This is a genomic window from Arthrobacter sp. 10T413_2, from assembly GCF_056394205.1.
In genome coordinates, this window is record NZ_JBFTHK010000073.1 from 1 (window position 1) to 21176 (window position 21176).

General features: G+C 67.0%; 18 protein-coding genes. 7 read left to right on the forward strand and 11 right to left on the reverse strand.

Annotated features, from left to right (window positions below; translation table 11 throughout):
- From AC1DBQ_RS12915 to AC1DBQ_RS12925, 3 genes are all read left to right on the forward strand, one after another.
- On the forward strand, window positions 1-449 hold a 449-nt coding region (locus AC1DBQ_RS12915), incomplete at its 5' end, for a MaoC family dehydratase (RefSeq protein WP_476928878.1).
- Window positions 450-522: 73 nt separating this feature from the next.
- Window positions 523-1896 (forward strand): MFS transporter, encoded by a 1374-nt coding sequence (locus tag AC1DBQ_RS12920; RefSeq protein ID WP_476928879.1) that lies wholly within the window; start codon window positions 523-525, stop codon window positions 1894-1896.
- Between the two features lie 42 nt (window positions 1897-1938).
- Window positions 1939-3519 (forward strand): acyl-CoA synthetase, encoded by a 1581-nt coding sequence (locus AC1DBQ_RS12925; protein ID WP_476928880.1) that lies wholly within the window; start codon window positions 1939-1941, stop codon window positions 3517-3519.
- 212 nt (window positions 3520-3731) lie between these two features.
- Here AC1DBQ_RS12925 and AC1DBQ_RS12930 read toward each other — a convergent pair whose 3' ends face one another.
- From AC1DBQ_RS12930 to AC1DBQ_RS12940, 3 genes are all read right to left on the reverse strand, one after another.
- Window positions 3732-4223: a DUF3237 domain-containing protein gene (locus AC1DBQ_RS12930; RefSeq protein ID WP_476928881.1), complete on the reverse strand. Its 492-nt coding sequence runs from the start codon at window positions 4221-4223 to the stop codon at window positions 3732-3734.
- Window positions 4220-5965 (reverse strand): CocE/NonD family hydrolase, encoded by a 1746-nt coding sequence (locus AC1DBQ_RS12935; RefSeq protein ID WP_476928882.1) that lies wholly within the window; start codon window positions 5963-5965, stop codon window positions 4220-4222. The genes AC1DBQ_RS12930 and AC1DBQ_RS12935 overlap by 4 nt, the downstream gene beginning before the upstream one ends.
- A 110-nt stretch (window positions 5966-6075) precedes the next feature.
- Window positions 6076-7452 (reverse strand): MFS transporter, encoded by a 1377-nt coding sequence (locus AC1DBQ_RS12940; RefSeq protein ID WP_476928883.1) that lies wholly within the window; start codon window positions 7450-7452, stop codon window positions 6076-6078.
- A 203-nt stretch (window positions 7453-7655) separates the two neighbouring features.
- On the opposite strand from AC1DBQ_RS12940, the gene AC1DBQ_RS12945 reads away from it, so the two are divergent.
- Complete coding sequence (locus AC1DBQ_RS12945; RefSeq protein ID WP_476928884.1) at window positions 7656-8582, forward strand: PaaX family transcriptional regulator; 927 nt, start codon at window positions 7656-7658, stop codon at window positions 8580-8582.
- Window positions 8583-8639: 57 nt separating this feature from the next.
- Here the strand turns inward: AC1DBQ_RS12945 and AC1DBQ_RS12950 are convergent, their stop codons facing one another.
- The gene (locus AC1DBQ_RS12950) at window positions 8640-9929 is read right to left on the reverse strand and encodes a PucR family transcriptional regulator (RefSeq protein WP_476928885.1); all 1290 of its coding nucleotides are present in this window, start codon (window positions 9927-9929) and stop codon (window positions 8640-8642) included.
- Window positions 9930-10152: 223 nt separating this feature from the next.
- On the opposite strand from AC1DBQ_RS12950, the gene AC1DBQ_RS12955 reads away from it, so the two are divergent.
- The 3 genes from AC1DBQ_RS12955 to AC1DBQ_RS12965 are packed head-to-tail and all read left to right on the forward strand — an operon-like array spanning window position 10153 to window position 14724.
- On the forward strand, window positions 10153-11712 hold the full coding sequence (locus tag AC1DBQ_RS12955; RefSeq protein ID WP_476928886.1) for an FAD-binding oxidoreductase: 1560 nt from the start codon (window positions 10153-10155) through the stop codon (window positions 11710-11712).
- A 25-nt stretch (window positions 11713-11737) separates the two neighbouring features.
- A complete protein-coding gene (locus AC1DBQ_RS12960; RefSeq protein ID WP_476928887.1) occupies window positions 11738-13189 on the forward strand; it encodes a carotenoid oxygenase family protein in 1452 nt (483 codons plus the stop codon).
- 50 nt (window positions 13190-13239) lie between these two features.
- On the forward strand, window positions 13240-14724 hold the full coding sequence (locus AC1DBQ_RS12965; RefSeq protein WP_476928888.1) for an aldehyde dehydrogenase family protein: 1485 nt from the start codon (window positions 13240-13242) through the stop codon (window positions 14722-14724).
- 115 nt (window positions 14725-14839) lie between these two features.
- Here the strand turns inward: AC1DBQ_RS12965 and AC1DBQ_RS12970 are convergent, their stop codons facing one another.
- From AC1DBQ_RS12970 to AC1DBQ_RS13000, 7 genes are all read right to left on the reverse strand, one after another.
- Window positions 14840-15463, reverse strand: a complete 624-nt coding sequence (locus tag AC1DBQ_RS12970) for a LysE family transporter (protein ID WP_476928889.1) — start codon at window positions 15461-15463, stop codon at window positions 14840-14842.
- 38 nt (window positions 15464-15501) lie between these two features.
- Window positions 15502-16053: a dihydrofolate reductase family protein gene (locus tag AC1DBQ_RS12975; RefSeq protein ID WP_476928890.1), complete on the reverse strand. Its 552-nt coding sequence runs from the start codon at window positions 16051-16053 to the stop codon at window positions 15502-15504.
- Between the two features lie 193 nt (window positions 16054-16246).
- Window positions 16247-16759, reverse strand: a complete 513-nt coding sequence (locus AC1DBQ_RS12980) for a hypothetical protein (protein WP_476928891.1) — start codon at window positions 16757-16759, stop codon at window positions 16247-16249.
- A 132-nt stretch (window positions 16760-16891) separates the two neighbouring features.
- Window positions 16892-18121 carry an MFS transporter gene (locus tag AC1DBQ_RS12985; protein ID WP_476928892.1) on the reverse strand — a complete coding sequence of 410 codons (1230 nt, stop codon included), beginning with the start codon at window positions 18119-18121 and terminating at the stop codon, window positions 16892-16894.
- Between the two features lie 132 nt (window positions 18122-18253).
- On the reverse strand, window positions 18254-19135 hold the full coding sequence (locus tag AC1DBQ_RS12990; protein ID WP_476928893.1) for an SDR family oxidoreductase: 882 nt from the start codon (window positions 19133-19135) through the stop codon (window positions 18254-18256).
- Entirely contained in the window at window positions 19128-20114 is a 987-nt protein-coding gene (locus AC1DBQ_RS12995; protein ID WP_476928894.1) for a helix-turn-helix domain-containing protein, read from the reverse strand. The genes AC1DBQ_RS12990 and AC1DBQ_RS12995 overlap by 8 nt, the downstream gene beginning before the upstream one ends.
- Before the next feature lie 162 nt (window positions 20115-20276).
- The gene (locus AC1DBQ_RS13000) at window positions 20277-21092 is read right to left on the reverse strand and encodes a methyltransferase domain-containing protein (protein WP_116767854.1); all 816 of its coding nucleotides are present in this window, start codon (window positions 21090-21092) and stop codon (window positions 20277-20279) included.
- Between the last annotated feature and the right edge of the window lie 84 nt (window positions 21093-21176).

Below are 21176 nucleotides of genomic sequence, written 5' to 3' on the forward strand. Positions count from 1 at the left end.
ACCTCGTCGTCGACTTCGACAAACTGCTCACCCTCGCCGGCACCGACCTCGGTGTCACCGACTACCGCGAAATCACCCAGGAACAGATCAACAAGTTCGCCGATGCCACCGGTGATGACCAGTGGATCCACGTGGATCCGGAACGCGCCAAGGACGGCCCCTTCGGCGCCCCKATCGCCCACGGCTTCCTCACCCTCTCGCTCATCATCCCGTTCTGGGGCGAGCTGTTCGAMGTCGAGGGCGTCACCACCAAGGTCAACTACGGCCTCGACAAGGTCCGCTTMACCTCCCCGGTCAAGGTGGGCTCGCGCATCCGCATGCGGGCCACCATCGCCGAGGTCACCGAAGTCAAGGGGGGCGCCCAGATCAAGGTCGCCAACACGATCGAGATCGAAGGCCAGGAACGCCCCGCCGTCGTCGCGGAGTTCCTCGCCCGCTTCTACAAGTAAGCCGCTACGGCCGCCACACCACTCTCCGCCCCATCCCTCTGCACCCCATTCCTCTGCACTTAAAGGAACAACGATGTCCMAAATTTCGCAGTTGCAGGCCCTGGACGCGGGTACGCGTCGCCGTGAAGCACGGACCGTCATTGCCTCCAGCTATCTCGGCAGCACCATTGAGTATTACGACTTTCTGCTCTACGCCACGGCCGCCGCCGTGGTCTTCCCGAAGGTGTTCTTCACCGGCATGGACGAGTGGGTGGGGGTGGTGGCCGCCTACGGCACCTTCGCCGCAGGCTATGTGGCGCGGCCCCTCGGCGGCATCATCTTCGGCCACTTCGGCGACCGGCTGGGCCGCAAAAACATGCTGATCATCTCGATGCTGGTCATGGGCATCGCCTCCACCCTGATCGGGCTGGTGCCCGGCGCCGCGGTGGCCGGAGCCTGGGGCGCCGTGATGCTCGTGTTCCTCCGCGTCTGCCAGGGCATTGCCGTGGGCGGGGAGTGGGGCGGCGCCGCGCTCATGGCGCTTGAGCACTCGGAGTCGGGCAAGCGCGGCTTCGCGGCCTCGTTCGTCAACGCCGGCGCCCCCACCGGCGCGGTCCTGGGAACCCTTGTCATGGGTGCCTTCGCGGCCCTGCCCAATGATCAGTTCCTAGCCTGGGGCTGGCGCGTGCCGTTCCTGCTGTCCTTCGTCCTGCTCGGCGTCGGCATGTTTGTCCGGCTCAAGGTCACCGAAAGCCCCATCTTCAAGGCGGCGCTTGAACAAGAGCAAGCCGAACAGGCAAAGGCCGAGACGGCGCCGGGCACAGTTCCGGGCGGTGCGCCGGCGCGCCGCGAGATTCCGCTCCTGCAGGTCCTGCGCCGGCCCAAGACGCTGATCTTCACCATGCTGGCCGGCGCCGCGGGCTTTGCGCTCCAGGTGGTGCTGGCGACGTTCTCCGTGACCTATGCCGTGTCCAAGGGCGCGGACCGGCAGGGCGTGCTMTACGCCTTTGCCGCAGCCTCCTTCGTGTCCATCGCGTTCGTGATCATGGGCGGCCGCCTCTCCGACAAGCTGGGCCGGCGGCCCGTGATGATCGGCGGCCTGGTGCTCTTCATCCTCTACCTCACACCGATGTTCCAGCTCCTGTCCTCGAACAACATCGGGCTGATCTTCGTGGCCTTCGCAATCGGCCTCATGATCCACTCCACCCTGTTCGGCCCGCTCGCGGCCTTCGTGTCCGAGCAGTTCGGCACCACCTCGCGCTACACCGGCGCCTCGCTGGGCTACCAGCTCGCCACCCTCCTCGGGGCCGGATTCACGCCGGGCATCGTGGCGCAGATCTTCAAGGATTCCGGACAGAACACCGCCGCCGTGGTCTGGTACCTGGCCATCATGTCCGTCGTGTCGATCGTCTTCATCCTGCTGACCCGCGAGCCKAAGAACAACGATCTGCAGACTGTCCGGTCCTAACCCGGTCCCCGCGTACTACCGTCTAACTAGAAAGKATTTGCCGTGGAGAATTTTGGCATCGGCTCGTGGCTGCAACGGCGCCGCCCGAAGTCGGGCACCAAGACCGCCGTCATCACCGGGGACAGGKAGCTCAGCTACGTCGATCTCGCGGACCGGTCCGCCCGGCTCGCCAACGCCCTTCGGGACCGCGGTGTGGCCAAGGGCGACCGCGTGGCCTACCTCGGCGAAAACGATCCCTCCTTCCTGGAGACCCTGTTCGCCGCCGGCCTGGCCGGGGCGGTCTTCGTCCCGCTGAACACCCGGCTCGCGCCGCCCGAAATCCAGTTCCAGCTCCGGGACAGCGGCGCCGTACTGCTGGTCCACTCGGCGGCGCTCGAGGAACTTGCGGAACGCGGCTCGGCGGGAACCGCGGTGGGCGGGCGGATCGTCGTCGACGATTCAGCGGTGCCCGGCACGACAGTTCCCGGGAAAACAGGGCCCGACGGCGGAACCGCCGTGGAGGCCTTTGAGGCCGTGATCGCCTCCGGCGCGGCGCTACCGCCGGACGAGCCCGTGGGCCTGGATGACGCCGCCATGATCCTCTACACCTMCGGAACCACCGGAAACCCCAAGGGCGCGCTCCTGACGCACGGCAACATCACGTGGAATTGCGTCAACGTACTGGTCGACTTCGACTTTGCCTCCACCGATGTGGCCCTCATGATCTCGCCGATGTTTCACGTCGCCTCCCTCGATATGGGCGTCCTGCCCACGCTCCTGAAGGGCGGCACCGTGGTCCTGGAAGCCAAGTTCGATCCCCGCCGGACGCTGGAGCTAATCGAGCGGCACCGTGCAACGACCATCAGCGGGGTGCCCACCACGTATCAGATGCTGTGCGAGCACCCGGACTGGGACACCACGGACCTCAGCTCGCTGAACAAACTGACGTGCGGCGGGTCCGCCGTGCCCCTGCGGGTCCTGGAAGCCTACGAACGGCGGGGGCTGCGCTTCTCCAACGGCTACGGCATGACCGAGACGGCGCCGGGCGCCACCACACTGCCGGCGGCCCGGTCCCGGGACAAGGCGGGGTCCTCGGGGCTGCCGCATTTCTTCACCGAGGTCCGGGTGGCCGATCCCGTGGACCCGGCGGMCGGCCCGGCGGCGCCCGGAACGGTGGGGGAGATCCAGATCAAGGGGCCGAACGTCATCCCCCAGTACTGGAACCGGCCCGAGGCCTCCGCAGATTCCTACACCGCTGACGGCTGGTTCAAGTCCGGCGACATGGGCTACAAGGACCCGGACGGTTTCGTGTTCATCTCCGACCGGCTCAAGGACATGATCATCTCCGGCGGGGAGAACATCTACCCGGCCGAGGTGGAGCAGGCCATCGCCGAGCTCGACGCCGTCGGCAGTGTCGCGGTGATCGGCGTGCCGGACGAGAAGTGGGGCGAGGTGCCGCGGGCCGTGGTGCTGCTGCGCGAGGGAGCCCGGCTCACGGAAGAGCAGCTGCGCTCCCACCTGGAGGACCGGCTCGCGMGGTACAAGATCCCCAAGTCCGTGGTGTTCGTGGCAGAGATGCCGAGGACGGCGAGCGGCAAGATCCGGAAGGCCGATCTGAGGAAACTGACGCCCGGACACGTCTGATAGGGAGCAGGGACCGTGTGGGTCCGTGCCCCGCAGCCGCGGGGCGGTGCGGCTGCGGTCCGGGGGCACTTTGGTGCCGACACGCCGCCAACCAGGGCGGCGGCGTCGGGCATTGTGCTCAAAGTGCCCCCGGACGGAGGCCGCCCGGCACGAAACCGGACAGGGCCGCCGCACGAAACCGGACGGGGAGGCCCGCTAATCGCCTCGGCCGATTAATCGACAGTGAAGATGCTGATGACCACCCGGCCGGGCTGCCGGATGCCCGTCCCGAGCATGAGTCGCGTATTCAGCCAGTCCAGGGCGGGGGACGCGGTGGTGAGCCGCGGCCAGCAGCGGAAGTAAATCCGGGAAGGGTCGACGGCGGCGCCGGAGTTCAACAGCTCGATGTCCCGGGCCGAGCCGTGCCGGAGCGCCGTGTTGTGCACGAAGATCCGGTGGCCGTCGTCGGTTTCCAGCACGTACCGGGCGTCCAGTTCCGTCAGGGTGGGGCCGCGGAGGAACTGGTAGTCGGCGCCGCCGGGCAGCACCCGCCCGTTGAGGGAAGGCCCTCGGACGGTTCCGCCGGTGATGGGAACCATTCGGCGGTGGCCCTCCGGCGTGGGCCCGACCTCCACCGGCTCCCCGACGCTCACGGACACCTCCGTCAGGAAGGAAAGTCCGGGAGGGAAGGGCAGTCCCGACGGTGCCGGAGGAGGGGCGGTCACAGGATGCCGGCCGTCAGCCGGCTCGGGTGGCCCTCGCCGAACAGGACKGACTGCCGGGCAACGATTGTCTCGGCGGAGTCGTAGGCGAGCTTGCCCGTGTTGAGGTTCCGGTCCCAGCGCGGATGGCAGCTGGACGTGATCTGCACGCGGAGCCGCTCACCGGGGGCAAAGGTGTACGCCGTCTGCCAGAGACTGACGGTGTATTCATACGGCTTACCGGGTGCGATCGGGGAGGGCTCGTGGCCGGGCTCCCAGAGCCMGTTGCCTGCGTAGCTGTCCCGCCAGGACGCGCGGATGATCCCGTCGGACAGGCCCAGGGACGTGCCGTCCGGGGTGACCCGGCAGAGGCGCACCACKAAATCTGTGTCGACGGCGGAGGACGCGGCGAAGAAGGTGGCGCTGACCTCGCCGAAGACKGTCACGGGTGCGTCGAACGGCGCCGTCGTGAAGGTCAGGACGTCGTCGCGGGCCTCGACGGCCTGCTGGTGCGCCRGCCCTGCCGGGACGGCGCCGTGGATCATGGTGGCCCCGCCCGCCGTCGGGACAGGGTCGAGGGGATCGTAGTCGTAGCTTTCCTGCCCGGCGGCGCCCGGCACATCCCCGAGGGACCCGCCGGCGCCAAGGAACCACGAGCGCTGCCGGGGCGGGGCCGGAAGTTCCTCGAAGCCGTGCCACCGGTTTTCCCCCATGACGTACAGCAGGACCGGCGGCACCTGGCGCAGCCCGTCGGGATCGCCCTTGAGGACGGCATCGAACCAGGCCGTCTGGAGTCCGGACAGGTCGCCGAGGCCGTTCATCACGCCGGCGGCCGCGTTGAGGCCGAAGCTGACATCCGGGTAGACCCCGGAGAAGTTGGTGTGGGTCCACGGGCCGATGATGAGCCGCGGCGCGGCCGCGGGGTTGGTGCGGCTGTGCTCGAGCTGCATCCGGTACTGCGCGAGCGTGCTCGGGGCAAAGATGTCGAACCAGCCGCCGATGTGCAGGGTGGGCATGTCCACCGGTGCGGCCGACGCGGCGTCCCACACGCGCGTGAAGCCGCTCCCCGGGGCTTCTCCGGCCGAGGGCAGGACGTGGCGTCTCATGAAAGTGCCGAGTCTCGGGGACAGGTCCCGGAGCGGCAGTGTGCCGAAGGCCGTGGCGTCGGAAAACGAGCGGTCGAGGTCCAGCCACGATTCCATTTCCTTGGCCCGGAGCTCGGGGTCATCGGAGAACTCCCGGAGCAGCTCATTGACGGCGATGGAGGCATGGCCCCACGTGAGGCGGCTGCCGAGCTCGAAGGCGCCGCCGCGGTAGAGAGAGCCGTTGTTTGCGTTGGCTCCAGCGGAGATACCGGGGGCCAACGCGGCCAGCCCGGCGGGCCGGCGAGAGGCCGCGCGCCACTGGGTTTCGGCGAAGTATGACCGCCCCCACATGCCCACCACGCCGTTGGAGTACGGCAGCCGCGCTGCCCACTCGACTGTGCTGGCGCCGTCGGACGCCTCATTGACGGAGGGCTCGAACGTTMCGCCGGAACCGAAGCGCCCGCGGCAGTCCTGCAGGATCACCACGTAGCCCGCGGCGGCGACCGTCGCCGGGTTCAGGTAGGCGGAATTGACGGCAAGGTCCCTGCCGTATGGCGTCCTGGTCAGCAGGACCGGGCAGGGTTCCCCGTCCGCGGGTCGGTACACGGTGGAGCGCAGCATGGTGCCGTCGGGCAGCGGTGTCTCGACGTCATGGTCAATAAGCACGGGGCGGGGTGTCACGGAAGGGTCCTAACGTGGAACGGAGATGCGGATAGACATGCCGGGAGGGGCCGGGGCGCGGTGCACGCGTCCCGGCCCCCTTCGGGTGAGTGGCTGGTGAGTAGCGGGTTTTAGGCGGGGGCGCCGGCCGATGCCTTGGCGCCGAGGGCCTCGGTGGGCACCTGGTAGGTTTCCTTGACCCAGATCGCGGTGACGGCCGCGGAGACGAGGCAGCAGGCTGCCGTGAAGGCCGCCACCGGGATCCAGCCGGCGGGGCCGGGCTGGACAATGGCGGCCGCGATCGCCGGGGCGAAGCCGGTGACGACGAGTCCCAGCTGCGAGGCCGTGGCGGCGCCCGTGTAGCGGATCCGGGTGGGGAACATTTCGGCCGTCATGGCCGGCCCCAGCGGGTTGACCATTCCGTAGCCCACGGTCATGAAGAGGATGCCGCTGGCGAAGATCAGCGGTACGACTGCGGTGCTGATGGACCAGAAGTAGGCGAAGGCGGCCACGGCACAGATGATGTTGCCGGTGATGAAGACCGGCTTGCGGCCGATCCGGTCGGCCAGAATACCGGCGTAGGGCTGGGCGATGATGCCCAGGGCKGCCGTGGCAATGGTGACCCCGAGCATGGCGGCGGAGGGGACGCCGAATTTTCCGGTCGCATACGCCAGTCCGAAGGCCGCGAAGACCGAGGACACCACGCTCCAGAGCCCGAAGAAGATGACTTTGACGATGGTGCGCCAGTGATCGCGCAGGACGACCTTGAGGKGCAGTTCCTGGCTGGCGCCTTCCTCCTTCGCGGCTTCGAAGACCTCGGATTCGGGCAGCCGCAGGCGGACGTAGAGGCCGACGGCGACCACCAGGATGCTGGCTAGGAACGGCAGCCGCCATCCCCAGGTGAGCAGGTCTTCCTGCGGGAGGAGAGACACTGCGAGGAAGGCCAGGGAGGCGAGCATGATCCCGGCCACGGCACCGGTGTTGACCCAGCTGCTGTAGAAGGCCCGTTTGTTGCTGGGCGCATGCTCCATGGTMATGGTGACAGCGCCGACGGACTCTCCGGCCGCGGAGGCGCCCTGAAGTGCGCGCAGAACCACCAGGAGCACCGGGGCGGCGGCGCCGATGGCGGCCGCCGGCGGCAGGCAGCCGATGAGGAAGGTGGCCACGCCCATGACGACGAGCGTCAGGACCAGCATCTKGCGCCGACCKAGGCGGTCGCCAAAGTGGCCGATCACGCTGGCCGCKAKGGGCCGGACAACGTAGCCGATGCCGATGGTGGCCATGGACAGGATGGTGCCGAGGGCGGGATCGATGCCCGGGAAGAAGATCTTGTTGAAGATCAGGGCCKAAGCCGAACCGTAGATGAAGAAGTCGTAGTACTCCAGGGTGCTGCCGATGAAGCTGGCGGCGGCGGCACGGCGGGCATGGTTGGTTCCCTCGCGGGAATCGGGGGCCTGTTCCGCGGGCGGCGTCAACGGCGACGGCGGAACGATGGGACCAGCGGTCATTGCGGATCTCCTAGGTGGGCAGGCAAGTAGCACCTGAAACGGTGAGGCTGGGAAAGATCTGTGGCTCGCATGCTGAGCAGGGCGGCGGGGTCGGCTGTGGCCTCCGTCACCCTGTAAGCAATGGTATGCACTTAGTTCTACGTCCGTCAATCTAAGTGCAAAATAAAAATGACAGTGGATGCGGCTRGCATGATGGAGGCGTGATGAGCGAGCGGCCGGCCTTCGTGCCCGGCATGGACCCGGACCTGGCCATCGACTTTCCGCGKCCGTTGAAGGGGCCGTCCACCCAGCACCAGTTGGTCACCCTCCTGGTCGACTACTGGTTCACCAGCGAGGAATGGCTGCCGTCCCGGCTTATCGCCGCCCTGGCCGCCGGCCTCGGGATCACGGCCTCGGCGACGGCGACGGCGCTGAGCCGCCTGGCCTCGCGCGGTGTACTGGAACAGTCGAGTGCCGGGCGGACCTCGCGCTACCKCATCACCCAKGGCGCACGGAACCGGCTGCGCCAAGGCTTCGCACAGGTCTCCGCCTTCGGCGAGGAGTCCCGCCACTGGGACGGCAACTGGACCGTCATCGCGTTTTCCATTCCGGAGACCTCGCGGGATGTCCGCGAAATGTTCCGCTCACGCTTGCGTTGGCGCGGATTCGCGCCGCTGTTCGGGGCCCTGTGGGTCTCCCCGCGCGACCACTCCGAGGAGCTCGAAAAAACCTGCAAGGGCTATGGCGTGGACGACTACGTCATCTTCCGCACGGCGGAATCCAGCCTCCGCGGCAAACGGCTCATCGAGGCCTGGTCGCCGCAGGAGTTCAAGGAACAGTACCGTCCGTTCACCGAGAAATTCACGCCCTGGGCGGAGCGTCTCGACGCCGGAACGGTCAGCCCGGCGGAGGCCTTCAGGGTCAGGACCGAGCTGATGGACGCGTGGCGGGCCTTCCCGTGGAGTGACCCTGACCTTCCCGCCGAGCTCCTGCCGGAAGCCTGGCCCCGTACTGAGGCCCGGGACCTGCTGGTGCGCCTCTACGACGGGCTCGCGGACGCTGCCACCGCCTACATTGAGGAAGTCGTGGCCCGGGAAGCGCCCGAACTGGCGGGCACGGCCCGGGCGCTGTCGGTGGCATCCGGACTCTGAGCCCGTCCGGGCTCACCAACACGCCCGGGCCGGCCGATCCTCGTCAGGCACCATTCCTCACTTCGGAAGCGCCGGCGCGTCCATCAGTTGCGGGAACGTGTGTGCCAACTGCAGGGCCACCAGCGTCACCACCTGGTTCTCGTTGATGGGCCGGCCGAGCAGCTCCGCGGCACGCTTCATCCGGTACGCCACGGTGTTCGTGGCCAGATGCAGTGCCTGGGCTGCGGCGAGGCGACTGCTGCCGGCCATCAGGAAGTGCCGCAGGGTGTMGCGGATGTCGGTCAGTTTCTGGTCCGGACCCAGCAGACCGGCGAGCTGGACCTGAACGAACCTGGCCGCCCCTTCCGGATCGGCAACAAGCAGCGCCAGCATGCCGGCGTCCTCGTAGTCCCAGAACTTCTGCCGCGGCGAAAGCCGCGCCACCAAGGCAGCCTGCTGGGCCTCAAAGTGGCTTTCGCGCAACCCCGAAAGCCCCGAGCCGGGCCGTCCGGCCGCGAGCTGGATCCAGTCGGGGCGGGGTACTTCACGCAGCGCGCTCATCACCGAAGGGGCGGGGCGGGTGTTGAACGCCCACCAGAACAGCGTGGTGCCCTGGTGCTCGATGGTCAGGAAACCCGTCGCGCCCAGCGACTGCGCGGCGTCCGTGCCGAAACGCTGCCGCGCGGCATCRCGGTCCGGGATGTGGCCGCTCGTGGCGGCCCGGCCCAAGGCGATCAGATGGTGCCCGCTCAGCCGGAGGCCTAGGATGCGTTCGGCGTCTTCGGCGGGCTCTTCGCCGTCGAGAATTGCCGTGAGAACCCTCAACCGTTCGGCCGGAAGCCTGCCATGCCAGAGGGCGAGCTCGTCCTCGTAACCGCGCATGAGGTCGCTGACGTAGGAGTTCACGTAGGAAAATAGGGCCGCATTCAGCTCGCGCACTTCAGCGACCATGCGATCCGCAGGAACTTCCCGCTCGATGACGGCCAGCAGCGCGTCCTGAACCCGGGTGTGGCAGGCCCAGACAGTGCGCAGCACGCTMGCGATGGGGACGCCCTGACGCACGGACAACCGGACATTCTCCTGGGCGCCGCGAGGGGCGACAATGTCAGCCGCGACAGTGCCGCGATGCAAGCCGATCAGGGTTGTCAGCAGGCACGCTTCACAGCCCTCCCGCTCGGTGCCGGTCATCATGCCGGGCGTTCCGGCGAGGCTGAAGTCTTCATCMACCAGGCGGACTATGTCCGCGGCAGTCTCMGCCGCCCACACCGTGGCGGGCACCCCGATTTCCGCCTCGGCGCTGGCAATGATCTCCGGATCTGATGCCGGACCGTCCCCTGGGGCGGACGCCGTCGGGCGGAGGCTATCCATCCAATTCATCACTACTACAAACCGCCTTTGGTCTTGGCCCCGAGGGCCAGTATAGATTCCGTGGCCGTGCTTCCGGGGTGGCGGCCCTCTGCTCCCGGGCACCATAGGCAGCCGCTTTTCTTGCACTCCGGCGCCAAGAACGGGACACGTGTCCCAAACCACACTTGATAGCAACGGTGTTCGGAGCTGAACACCCGTCAAGCAACGGAGCGTGACACAGCACATGACAACAACCACTGAGATCAACAATTCATCTTCGGTCCTGGCCAAGGCCATTGCGCGGATGACCGAAGTTCTCGGCGCCGACGCCGTCCTGCTGGACGAGAGCCAGGTCAAGGACTTCCGCGACCCTTACGAGGGCGACGATGCAAAGGACTACCAGCCCTCCTTCGTGGTCCAGCCCTCCACCGTGGAACAAATCCAGGCCGTGGTTCGGATCGCCAACGAACTGCAGATCCAGCTCTGGACCTCCTCCACCGGACGCAACTACGGCTATGGCGGCTCCGCGCCGGTGGTCAACGGCTCCGTGGTCCTGAGCCTGCGCCGCATGAACAAGATTCTGGAAATCGATGAAGCCGCCGGCTACGCACTTCTGGAGCCCGGAGTGAGCTTCTTCGACCTCTACAACGAGATCAAGGCCCGCGGGCTGAAGCTCTGGATCTCCGTCCCGGACCTCGGCTGGGGCAGCATCGTCGGCAACACCCTGKACCACGGATACGGCTACACCGTCAACGGCGACCACGCCAGCGCCGTCTGCGGCATGGAAGTGGTCCTCGCCTCCGGCGAAGTGGTCCGCACCGGCCTCGGCGCCATCAGCAGCAGCCCCATGTGGCAGCGCCACAAACGCGGCTTCGGCCCCTCCCTGGACAGCCTGTTCATGCAGTCCAACTTCGGCATCGTGTCCAAGATGGGCGTCTGGCTCATGCCCGAGCCCGAGGTATTCACCACGGGGGCGATCATCTGCCACAACGACGAGGACATTGCCCCGCTCATCGACGCGCTCCGCCCTCTGGTGCTGGACGGCACCATCCAGGGCCTCCCGCTGATCACCAGCTCACCGGAACCCGAGGACGGTCGGGCCAACCCGATGCAGGACACCGCCGGGATGTCGAAGGCGGCGAAGCTGTCCGCGACACTTCCCCCGGGGCGCTGGCACGCCCGCATMGCCTTCTAMGGCCACGAAGCCATAGTGGAGGCACGGCGCCGCATTGTCACCGATGCCGTGGCCCATCTCCCCGGCGTCACCGTAGACCTAAGGTCCTATCGCGGCGACGTCAGCCCGGAAKAAGTGCACCCCCTGGACCTGGTCCCGGCCGGCATCCCTAACATGTTCCTGCTGGACATGATGAAGAAGCACATCGGCGAAAACGTTGGCCACATCGACTTCTCGCCCGCGATCCCGTTCGACGGCGAATCCGCCGCCAAGCACGAGCTCATGGTCCGCACCATCCTCGAAGAAGCCGGACTGGTGGCGGGCTTCGGCTGGATCGCCAACACCCGCAGCCTCGTGGGCGCCTGCATGGTCTTCTTCGACGTGAACGACCCTGCCGAAGCGGCAGCCGCACACGCCGCCGTCGAACTCATGTGTGAAAAGGCCGCCGAATGGGGCTGGAGCGAATACCGTGCTCACCCCTCGCTGATCGAGCACGTGGCAGAGAACTTCGACTTCAACGATCATGCCTTGAACCGGCTTTACACCTCCCTCAAGGACGCTCTGGACCCCGCCGGGACGCTCTCGCCGGGCAACCACGGCATTTGGCCCTCGTCGGCCAAGAACTCCTAGAACTCCAATACCGAAAGGCACCACCATGTGGGAGACAGACAACAAGTTCCTCAACGGCCCCTTCACCCCCTGGCATGAGGAGACCGAAGCCTTCGACCTCGAGGTCATCGGCAAGATTCCCGACGACCTCGACGGAGCACTGTTCCGCACCGGGTCCAATCCCAAGTTCAAGCCGCGCAACACGGACCGCTACCACTGGTTCGAAGGTGACGGCATGGTCTACGCTACCTATCTCCGCGACGGAAAGGCCGCCTACCGGAACAAATGGGTCATGACCGACGCGCTGAAAGTCGAGATGGAGGCGGGGGAGGCGGTCTACTCCGGGTTCGTCAACGGCGGCACGGCCCCATCACTGCCGGCCGGCGCCCCGCCCATGAAGAACGTGCCCAACACTAACGTCGGCGTTCTCGCCGACCGGCTGCTCGTGTTCTTCGAGGGCGGCCTGCCGCACCAGATGAATCCGCAGTCCCTGGAAACATTCGGGACATATGACTTCAACGGCGATGTCMCGTTCACCTGCACGGCCCACTACAAGCTCGACCCAGACACCGGCAATATGCTCTTCTACTCCTACATGGGCACCAACGTCACCTGGTATGAGGCAGACCGGCACGGGAAGGTCCTCGACACCTTCGCTTTCAGCACCAGTGCCCCGTCCATGTTCCACGACTTCGCGGTGAGCAAGAACTACGCGATCTTCTTCGTTACCCCGGGGCTGTTCCTGGCACCCAATATCGGCCAGGGCAAGCCGGGCCTGGTCTGGGACCCCGCAGCCACGAACAACGGCGTCGAGATCGTCACCATGCACCGGACGACCCACGAAGTGCGGACCTACCGGGTCGACGAGACGTTCTTCCCGACGCACTTCTTCAACGCCTACGAGCGAGGCAACGAAATCGTCATCGAAGCCCCTCGCATCAAKGAACGCTTCGGCACCCCGGCGGACCGTATCACCCGGCCCGTGGACTCCCATGAGTGGTTCATGAACGCAATCCCCTGGCGCTGGACCGTCAACACCGCCACCGGACGCGTCACTAACCAGGCCACCAGCCACATCGCGGGTGAATTCCCGGCCATCAACCCGAACAAGGTCGGTCTGGAACACAAGTTCGGCTACTTCGCCACCACTCGTGGCCGGGACGCCGACACCATGAGCGACGGCCTGGCCAAGACGGACCTCACTAAGGAAACGGTCACGGTGATCGAGGGGCTGGATGATCTGACCAACCCCTCAGAACCGATCTTCGTGCCACGGGCCGKGGCCGTGAATGAGGACGACGGTTACCTGCTCTCCATCTGGTGGAACCGCCAGACGGAGCTATCAGAGCTGTGCATCTATGACACGGCCGATTTCGGGCGTACACCGCTCGCGCGCGTCAAGCTGCCCGGCCGTGTCCCCTTCGGCTTCCACGGCAGCTGGTCCGACCGGAACCGGATCGAAGACTCGCTTAAGGTCCTCGCCGCCGAGCACGCCTGATCCGGCCCTCCCCGCTCACCCAAAGACCCACAGACTTAGGAGTCACAACGATGGCCACTTTACTGACCGACACCACGACGGCGTTTGCCGGCACCTTCGCCGGACAGACCACGCAGCTGCAATACATCGCCGGCGAATGGCGCGAAGGCCGCTCCGACAAGGTCCTGACCGTCACCGACCCGTTCACGAACGATCAGCTCACCACCATCCGGCAGGGCACCGTCCAGGATCTCGACGACGCTTACCGGGCCGCCGAAGACGCCCAGAAAGGCTGGGCGGCGCAGACCCCCGCCGCCCGCCAGCAGGTCATGCTCCGCGCCGCCGCCATCATCGAGGAACGCCGCGGGGAAATCATCGACTGGCTGGTCAAGGAATCCGGCAGCACCGTCATCAAGGCCAACGTGGAGGTATCCGCCGCCGCCGGCATCACGCTGGAGGCGGCGTCCTTCCCCGGACGCGTCTTCGGCCGGATCGTCGAATCCAACACCCCGGGCAAGGAAAACCGCATCTACCGCCGCCCGCTCGGCGTCGTTKGTGTGATCAGCCCGTGGAACTTTCCCTTGCATCTTTCCCAGCGCTCGGTGGCGCCGGCACTTGCCCTGGGCAACGCCGTCGTCATCAAACCGGCCAGCGACACCCCGGTCACCGGCGGACTGATTCTGGCCCGGATCTTCGAGGAAGCCGGCCTGCCGGCAGGTGTTCTCAACGTCGTGGTCGGCGCAGGCTCCGAGATCGGCGACGACTTCGTCACCCACCCCGTCCCGGGCTTGATTTCCTTCACAGGCTCGACGCCGGTGGGCCAAAACGTGGGCAGGCTCGCCGTCGGCGGCGCATTCATCAAGCACGTCGCGCTGGAACTGGGCGGCAACAGCCCGTTCGTGGTCCTCGGCGACGCCGACCTGGACGCCGCCGTGCAGTCCGCGGTGCTGGGCAAGTTCCTGCACCAAGGGCAGATCTGCATGGCCGTGAACCGGATCATCGTCGAAGCGCCGCTGTACGACGAGTTCGTGGAGCGCTTCGTCCAGGCCGCAGCCTCCATCCCCGTGGGCGACCCGTCCAAGCCGGAAACCGTGGTCGGCCCGTTGATCAACGACAGCCAGCTCGCCGGAATCCGAGAGAAGGTCGCCCTGGCCAAAAGCGAAGGTGCGCGGGTTGCGCTGGAAGGCTCAATCGACGGCCGCGTCGTGTCCCCGTTCGTCTTCGCCGACGTCACCGCGGACATGGAGATCGCCCGAGAGGAAATCTTCGGACCTCTCGTCGGCATCATCCGCGCCGAGGACGAAGCCCACGCTCTAGAACTGGCCAACGCCAGCAACTTCGGGCTCAGCAGTTCGGTGTTCACCCAGGACACTGAACGCGGCGTCCGCTTCGGGCTGGGCATCAAGGCAGGCATGACCCACATCAACGACATGCCCGTCAACGATGAAGCCCACGTCCCCTTCGGCGGGGAACGCAACTCCGGCCTGGGCCGCTTCAACGGCGACTGGGCCATCAACGAGTTCACCACMGACCACTGGATCGGCATCCAGCGCTAGAAGTGGCAGTGATGCAATGAAGGTCCGCTTGTCCTTCCGGCGCAGGAGGACCTCCGGCGCCGGAAGGACAAGCCCGAGACCGCCTTCCCACACCCTGACTGGCAATCGCTAAGTGTCAGTGAATCGAGGCCAGCAGGACGCCGACGCCGACGAAGAGCACCCCGAACGTCCGGTTCAGGACCTTCTGTCCGCGGACGTCTCGGGTGAAGCGCTGGAAGGACCTGGCCGCCGCCGCGAAGAAGAACCACATGACCAGGATGTCGATCACGATCACGGTGGCGGACAGGACCGCGTACTGCGGCAGCAGCGGCTGCTCCGGCCGGATGAACTGGGGCATGAAGGCCAGGAAGAACACCACGGCCTTGGGGTTGAGCAGATTGACCCAGAGGCCGCGGCGGAACATGGAGAAGGCCGGCTCATTGCGCAGGGCTGCGGCCTTCTCCTGGTCCAGATCCGGTTTGTGCAGGAACTGACGGATGCCCAGATAGACCAGGTAGGCGGCGCCGGCGTAGCGGATCACGTTGAAGGCGAGCGGCGAGCTCGCCACAAGCACGCCGACGCCGAGGGCCACGATCAGGATATGCACCACGAGGGCGGCCTGCTGGCCCAGGATGCCCCAGATGGAACGGCGGAACCCTGAGTTCAGGGAGTTGCTCATGGTGTTGATGGCGCCCGCGCCGGGAGTGAAGCTGATCAGGACGCCGGCGCCGGCCAGGGCCAGCCAAAGGGAGGGTTGCACCAGCCAAGTTTACGGTCCCGGCGATGTCCAGCGGGAAGTCAGTCCCCGCGGACACCGTAGCTGAGGATCATGTTGCCTTTGCTGGTCTCCTGGGACTGCTGCAGCACCAGCCGGGTGAGGGGGTCGCCGTCGTTGAAGAGCCGACGCCCGCTGCCCGCGATCACGGGATGGACGATCAGCATCAAGGTGTCGAGCAGCCCGGCGAACAGCAGCTGGCGCACYAGCGAGATGCTGCTGAAGACTCCTATTTCGCCGCCGTCGCCGTTCTTCAGGTTCGCCACGAAGTCCTCCAACGGACCCTCGATCAGGCGCGAATTTTGCCAGCCCAGCTCCCCTGCMAGGGTCCTGGACGCCACAAATTTCGGCAGGCCGTTGATGAAGCCCGCGAAGTCGGCGTCGCTCTCGGCGTTCGGCCAGTAGTCGGCCCACTGCTGGTACCCCACGCGACCCAGGAGTCCGGTATCGATCCGGCCCATCATCTCGCCCATCCCGGCACCCAACTCCGCATCGAAACTGTCGAACTGCCACAGGAACGGGTCTTCAACCACCCCGTCCACGGAACAGAACAGGCCGGCGGTCACTTTGCGCATGGGTTCTCCTTACGGGGGTGTCTTTCAGTGCACCCTATCCGCAGATCAGGAGACAGGGAATGGCAGGCAAAAAACTCGGGGCGACTGCTCCGGACTACGGCGGTGCCGCCGCCCGGAGCAGCGCTTGCCTGCGGTGAAGTACTGGCCGTCGGGACCGTCCCGTCAGAACCGCCAGCGCGTCGCCCGCCAGGGGTTAACCGTTGGAAGTGGAACCGCCCGTGGCGGCATCTTCCGCATCCCCGTCATTTGGGCCCCCATGGCCCCCGGCGCCGGGGCCGCCCTGGCCTTGGTCCTGGGTCTCGGTCACGGTGAAGTTMGCATCCAGCAGGACGGTGGCGCGGGTGCCGTCCGCTTTTGTGATGTGGGCTTCGTAGGTGGCGCCGTCGGCGTCGGTCTCCATCCGTTCGATCGTCGCATCCGGCTGGGCAGCCTTCACCGCCGCCTCGACCTTCGTGGCGGTGTCACCGGTGAGGACCTCCTCCGTCTTGCCGTTGGCCTGGTGCGGGCCGCCTTGGCCTCCCATGCCGCCGGGCATGCCGTAGCCGACACCGTAGCCGCTGTTGCCGTCAGGGGCTGTGGTGCTCGAGGAGGAGGACGTGCCGGTGCCGTCGTCGGCCATTGCCGGGATGGCCGCCGCGCCGATGGCGCCGCCGCCGATCACCGCGGCGAGCATGATGCCGGCCGTCGTCGTGTTGATCTGTGCCATGGTGAAACTCCTTTGCTGGGGCCCGGGCATCCGGGCCGGCCGGGGATCCGGCCTGTCCCCAGCCTCTGCGTGGCAGGTATGGCGGCACTTTGGCGGCGCTGTGCCCGTGCTGTGAGGGCTGACGCGGACGCGCTACCGAATGTGCATGGTGTCAGAGCACTTGACTGAAGCCCGTGTCTCGCGCGGGCCCGCAGGGTAGCCGCCGCGGCGGCTGGCCATGATGATCGCGAGGGCTGCCGCCGTCGGGATCGCAGCTGCGAACGGCACGAACCGGGCACCGGCGGTGCTGAGGGCCAGAGCGCCGTACCCGGCACCGACGGCGATGCCCAGTTGAATGGTGACCACCGTCAGGCCGTTGGCCGCATCCTTGTGTTCTCMACCGGCCCGGAGGATCGCTGCCTGGTTGTAGATGCCGATGGCCCCAAACGCGGCTCCCCATACGGTCAGCAGTACGAGTTCGCCCACCCACGTGCCGCCCAGTACGGGCAACAGGGCGAAGGCGCCCGCGAGCAAGGCCACCGCGGACAGCAGGGAGCGCCGTGGATGGGAATCCGCGGTCAGTCCCGCGATCCAGATTCCCACGAGGCCTGCGGCCCCCACCACGGAGAGGGAACTGCCCATGAAGTTATCCGGTAGGCCGGAGGTCTGGAGGAACGGGGCGATGTACGTAAAAAGCGTGAAGTGCCCAAGGAGCAGGATCGGCCAGGCCGTGGCCACGGCGATCACGCCTGGCAACTTCAGGGCTCCGCGGAGGGAAGGCGCTGCATTGCTGCCCCCGTCCGGAGCAGCGGGGAGCATCCAGGCGGCCAGCAAGGCCAGGACACCTCCGACTCCTGCCAGGATAAGGAAGGAGGCACGCCACGTCAGCACCGAGCCCATGAGCGTGCCGATCGGAGCCCCGACAGCCAGGGCGATGCTGGTGCCGCTGAAAACTATCGCCATTGCTTTCCCGACCGCGTGCGCTGGAACGATCCGCGCCACGTACGGAGCCATGCCGGACCACAGCATCCCGTGGGCCACGCCGCCGAGAAGTCGTGCGCCTATGGCCAGACTCAAGCCGGGGCTGGAGGCCAGCAGCACGTTGCTGACCGCGAAAGCAACCACTGTCGCGATCAACAACGTCTTGCGGGGGATCCGTCCGCCCAGAAGCCTMGACAGGGGAATTGCTGTGAAGACGATGACAGCCGCGTAGGCGGCTGTCAGGGATCCTACGGCCGACTCCTCTACCCCCAGGTCGCGGCTGATCTGCGGCAGCAGCCCGGACGGCAGGAGTTCGGTCGTGACGGCGATGAAACCCGCTGCGGCCAGGATCAGAAGACCTCCCCACGGCAACCTCGGTGCCCGGGACGATCCCTCAGGCACCGGTATCGAACCTGGCTGCGTCGGCGGGGACTGCGGTGATGCGGCAGGCGMGGGTGTTTCGGCAACGAAAGAGTCTGGCGTCAAAGGGGGCTTCCTCATGGGTCTTGTCTGGTGGGGTGCGGCCGATGGGGGTTAGGCGTCGTCGCGGGCGAGGTTCCTGGAGAGCTCACGGTGGGCATCGGCCTGGGCGAGCAGCTCCTTGGCCCGGGCCTCGAAGACCCCGACGGCGTCGGCACCGGCGGCAAACCGGAGCGGCGGCTCGTCCAGTTCGGCGAGATGGATCAGGGCGTCGGCGAGCTTAGCCGGGTCGCCGCCCTGCTGTCCGTCCATGCCCTTCCACGCGGTGACCGTCTGCTCGGTCCTTTCGGCGTAGTCCTCAATGGTGGATACGGCATAGCTGGTGGATTCCGGACTGAGCAGCTCGGTGCGGAAGAACCCCGGCTCCACGAGTATGGTGCGGATGCCGAACGGGGCGACTTCGGGAGCCAGCGACTCCGCCCAGCCCTCGAGGCCGAACTTCGCCGCCGCGTAGGCAGTCAGGAACTCTCCGCCTGTGATTCCGGCGGTCGAGGAAATGGTGATGAGCAGCCCCGAATGCCGGGCCCGCATCACGGGCAGGACGGCGCGGGTGACGTTCATGGGCCCGAACATGGTGGTTTCGAYCTGTKYCCGGAAGTCCTTCGGGGTGATTTCCTCGAAGAACCCGGCGTAGAAATTGCCGGCGTTGTTGACCAGAACGTCGATCTGGCCAAACCGGTCCACGGCAGCCTGCACGGCCGCTTCGGCTGCTGCAGGGTCGGTGACATCGAGCTTCACCACCAGCAGGTCCTGGTTCTCKCCGACGGCGTGCGTGACCTTTTCCGGGTTGCGGCCGGTCGCGACCACCGCGTGGCCGGCGGCCAGGGCCGCCTTGGCGATGTCGGTTCCCATGCCGCGGCCGGCGCCGGTGATGAACCAGACTTTCTTGGCGGGCACGTTTTCCTTCGCTCCGGTCATGTAGTCCTGCTCAGTCATGTGATCGTTCTGTCTTTCCTGGGTTAGCTGTTCCTGGCTGCGCGTGGGATCGCAGCCCAGGGACGTTGGATCTGCCGGCAGAATCGCCGGCAGCAGCTGTATCGGGAGGCGTTGCCGCCCAGCTGGCGAGGAACGCCAGCGCGTGTTCGGACGCGGAGCCTGGCTCCGCCGTGAAGGTGAAGAGGGTCTGTCCTTCATCGCCGGGTAGGTGCAGAGTTTCGTACTGAAGGGACAAATCTCCGGCGACCGGGTGGTGGAAGCGTTTGGTCCCTGTGGTGTGGATTCGCACGTCGTGTCCGGCCCAGAGCGCGGCGAACAGATTACTGCGTGTGGTTAGTTCCCCCACCAGCTCGTTCAGAGCCCGGTCGTGCGGGTTCCGCCCAGCTTCCAGGCGGAGCATCGCGACGGTAGTGGCCGCGATCGCGCGCCAATCGGGGTAGAAGTCACCTGCGTTCGGATCGAGGAAAAGGTACCGCGCCTGGTTCGGCAGCGGGCCCGGAGTGCCCGGCCCCGACTGCGCGGCGGAGTTGAACACCTCCGCATACAACGCACGGCCCAGCAAGTTGGCGGCCAGCACGTCCGAACGGCCGTTCTGCACGAGCGCAACTACGCCGGTCATGGCATCCAGGAGACGCGCCACCCCGGGCCGGACCCGCTGTTGCGATGGCCGGCGTGGCGCCCGACGAGCCGGGGTGTTGGCCGTCCGAGCCAGGTCCATCAGGTGCGTCCGCTCGGCCTCGTCCAGCTGAAGGGCAGCGGCCACGGCCTCGAGCACCGCGCTGGAGACGCCGCGCAGGCTGCCGCGCTCCAGCCGCGTGTAGTAGTCCGTGCTCACCCCGGCGAGCTGCGCCACTTCCTCACGCCGCAGGCCCGGCACCCGGCGCAGCTCCCCGTAGCTGGGGATCCCGGCCTGCTCCGGGCTGATCTTCGCGCGGCGCGAAATCAGGAACTCACGGATTTCGTTTCTGTCCACAGCCATCACGCTACGCAGCCCGGGCGGCCGGTGGCAGGGTCTATCAGACACCCCCAAACTGCTGCCGGGTCAGATTCGGGGTGGGAGCGGGTTGGGTGCAGCGGCCGCCCCGGCCGGTAAAACCCAGGCATTCCCACCAGCCGGGAGTCCGGACAAAGGACCCGCGCCTCAGGCCCGGGCGATGACCTCGCCGTTGGGAATCAGGAACCAGCCGTCCTCGGTGGAGCCCCACCGGTGCCACCCGGCGGAAATCCGGGCCAGGTCAGCCTCGCTGGCAAAGCCGTACTCGAGCGCCTGGTCGGCAAAGGACGAATGCAGCACCCGCTCGCCCCACACCCGTGCCTGCCACCGCCGCTGCTGCCCGGTGGCGTAGAGCCAGTTGCTGCTCGACGGCGCCACGTCGGTGAACCCGGCGGCCTGCGCCCAGGACACGAGCCGGCGGCCGGCGTCGGGCTCGGCGCCGTTACGGCGGGCGATCCGCTGATACAAGTCCATCCAGTCGTCGAGTTCGGGGATGGCCGGGTACCAGCTCATGCCGTGGAAATCGGCGTCGCGCACCGCCACAATGCCGCCGGCTTTTGCCACCCGGCGCATCTCGCGGAGGGCCGCGACGGGGTCCGTGAGGTGCTGCAGGACCTGATGAGCGTGGACGACGTCGAACGACTCGTCCGGGAAATCGAGATCGTAGACGTTGCCGGTGGCGAAGTCGACGTTGTCCACACCGCGCTCGGCGGCGAGGGCCGCTGCCTGGGCGATGATGTCGGGGGAACGGTCCAGGCCCGCGACCCTGCCCGGAGCCACCATTTCCGCGAAGTCRCAGGTGATGCTGCCCGGCCCGCAGCCGACGTCCAGGACGGAGACCCCGGGCGTGAGATGCGGGATCACGAACGCGGCCGAGTTCTCCGCCGTGCGGGAGGCGTGGGCGCGGACCACCGACTCGTGGTGGCCGTGCGTGTACACATCGTCAGGCTGCTGCGCACTCATAATGGAACGCTACCCTTCTGCGATCGGAAATGGGTGGACCCACCCAACTAGCTCGCAGCAGGGGCCGTTATGAGCCCTCAAAAC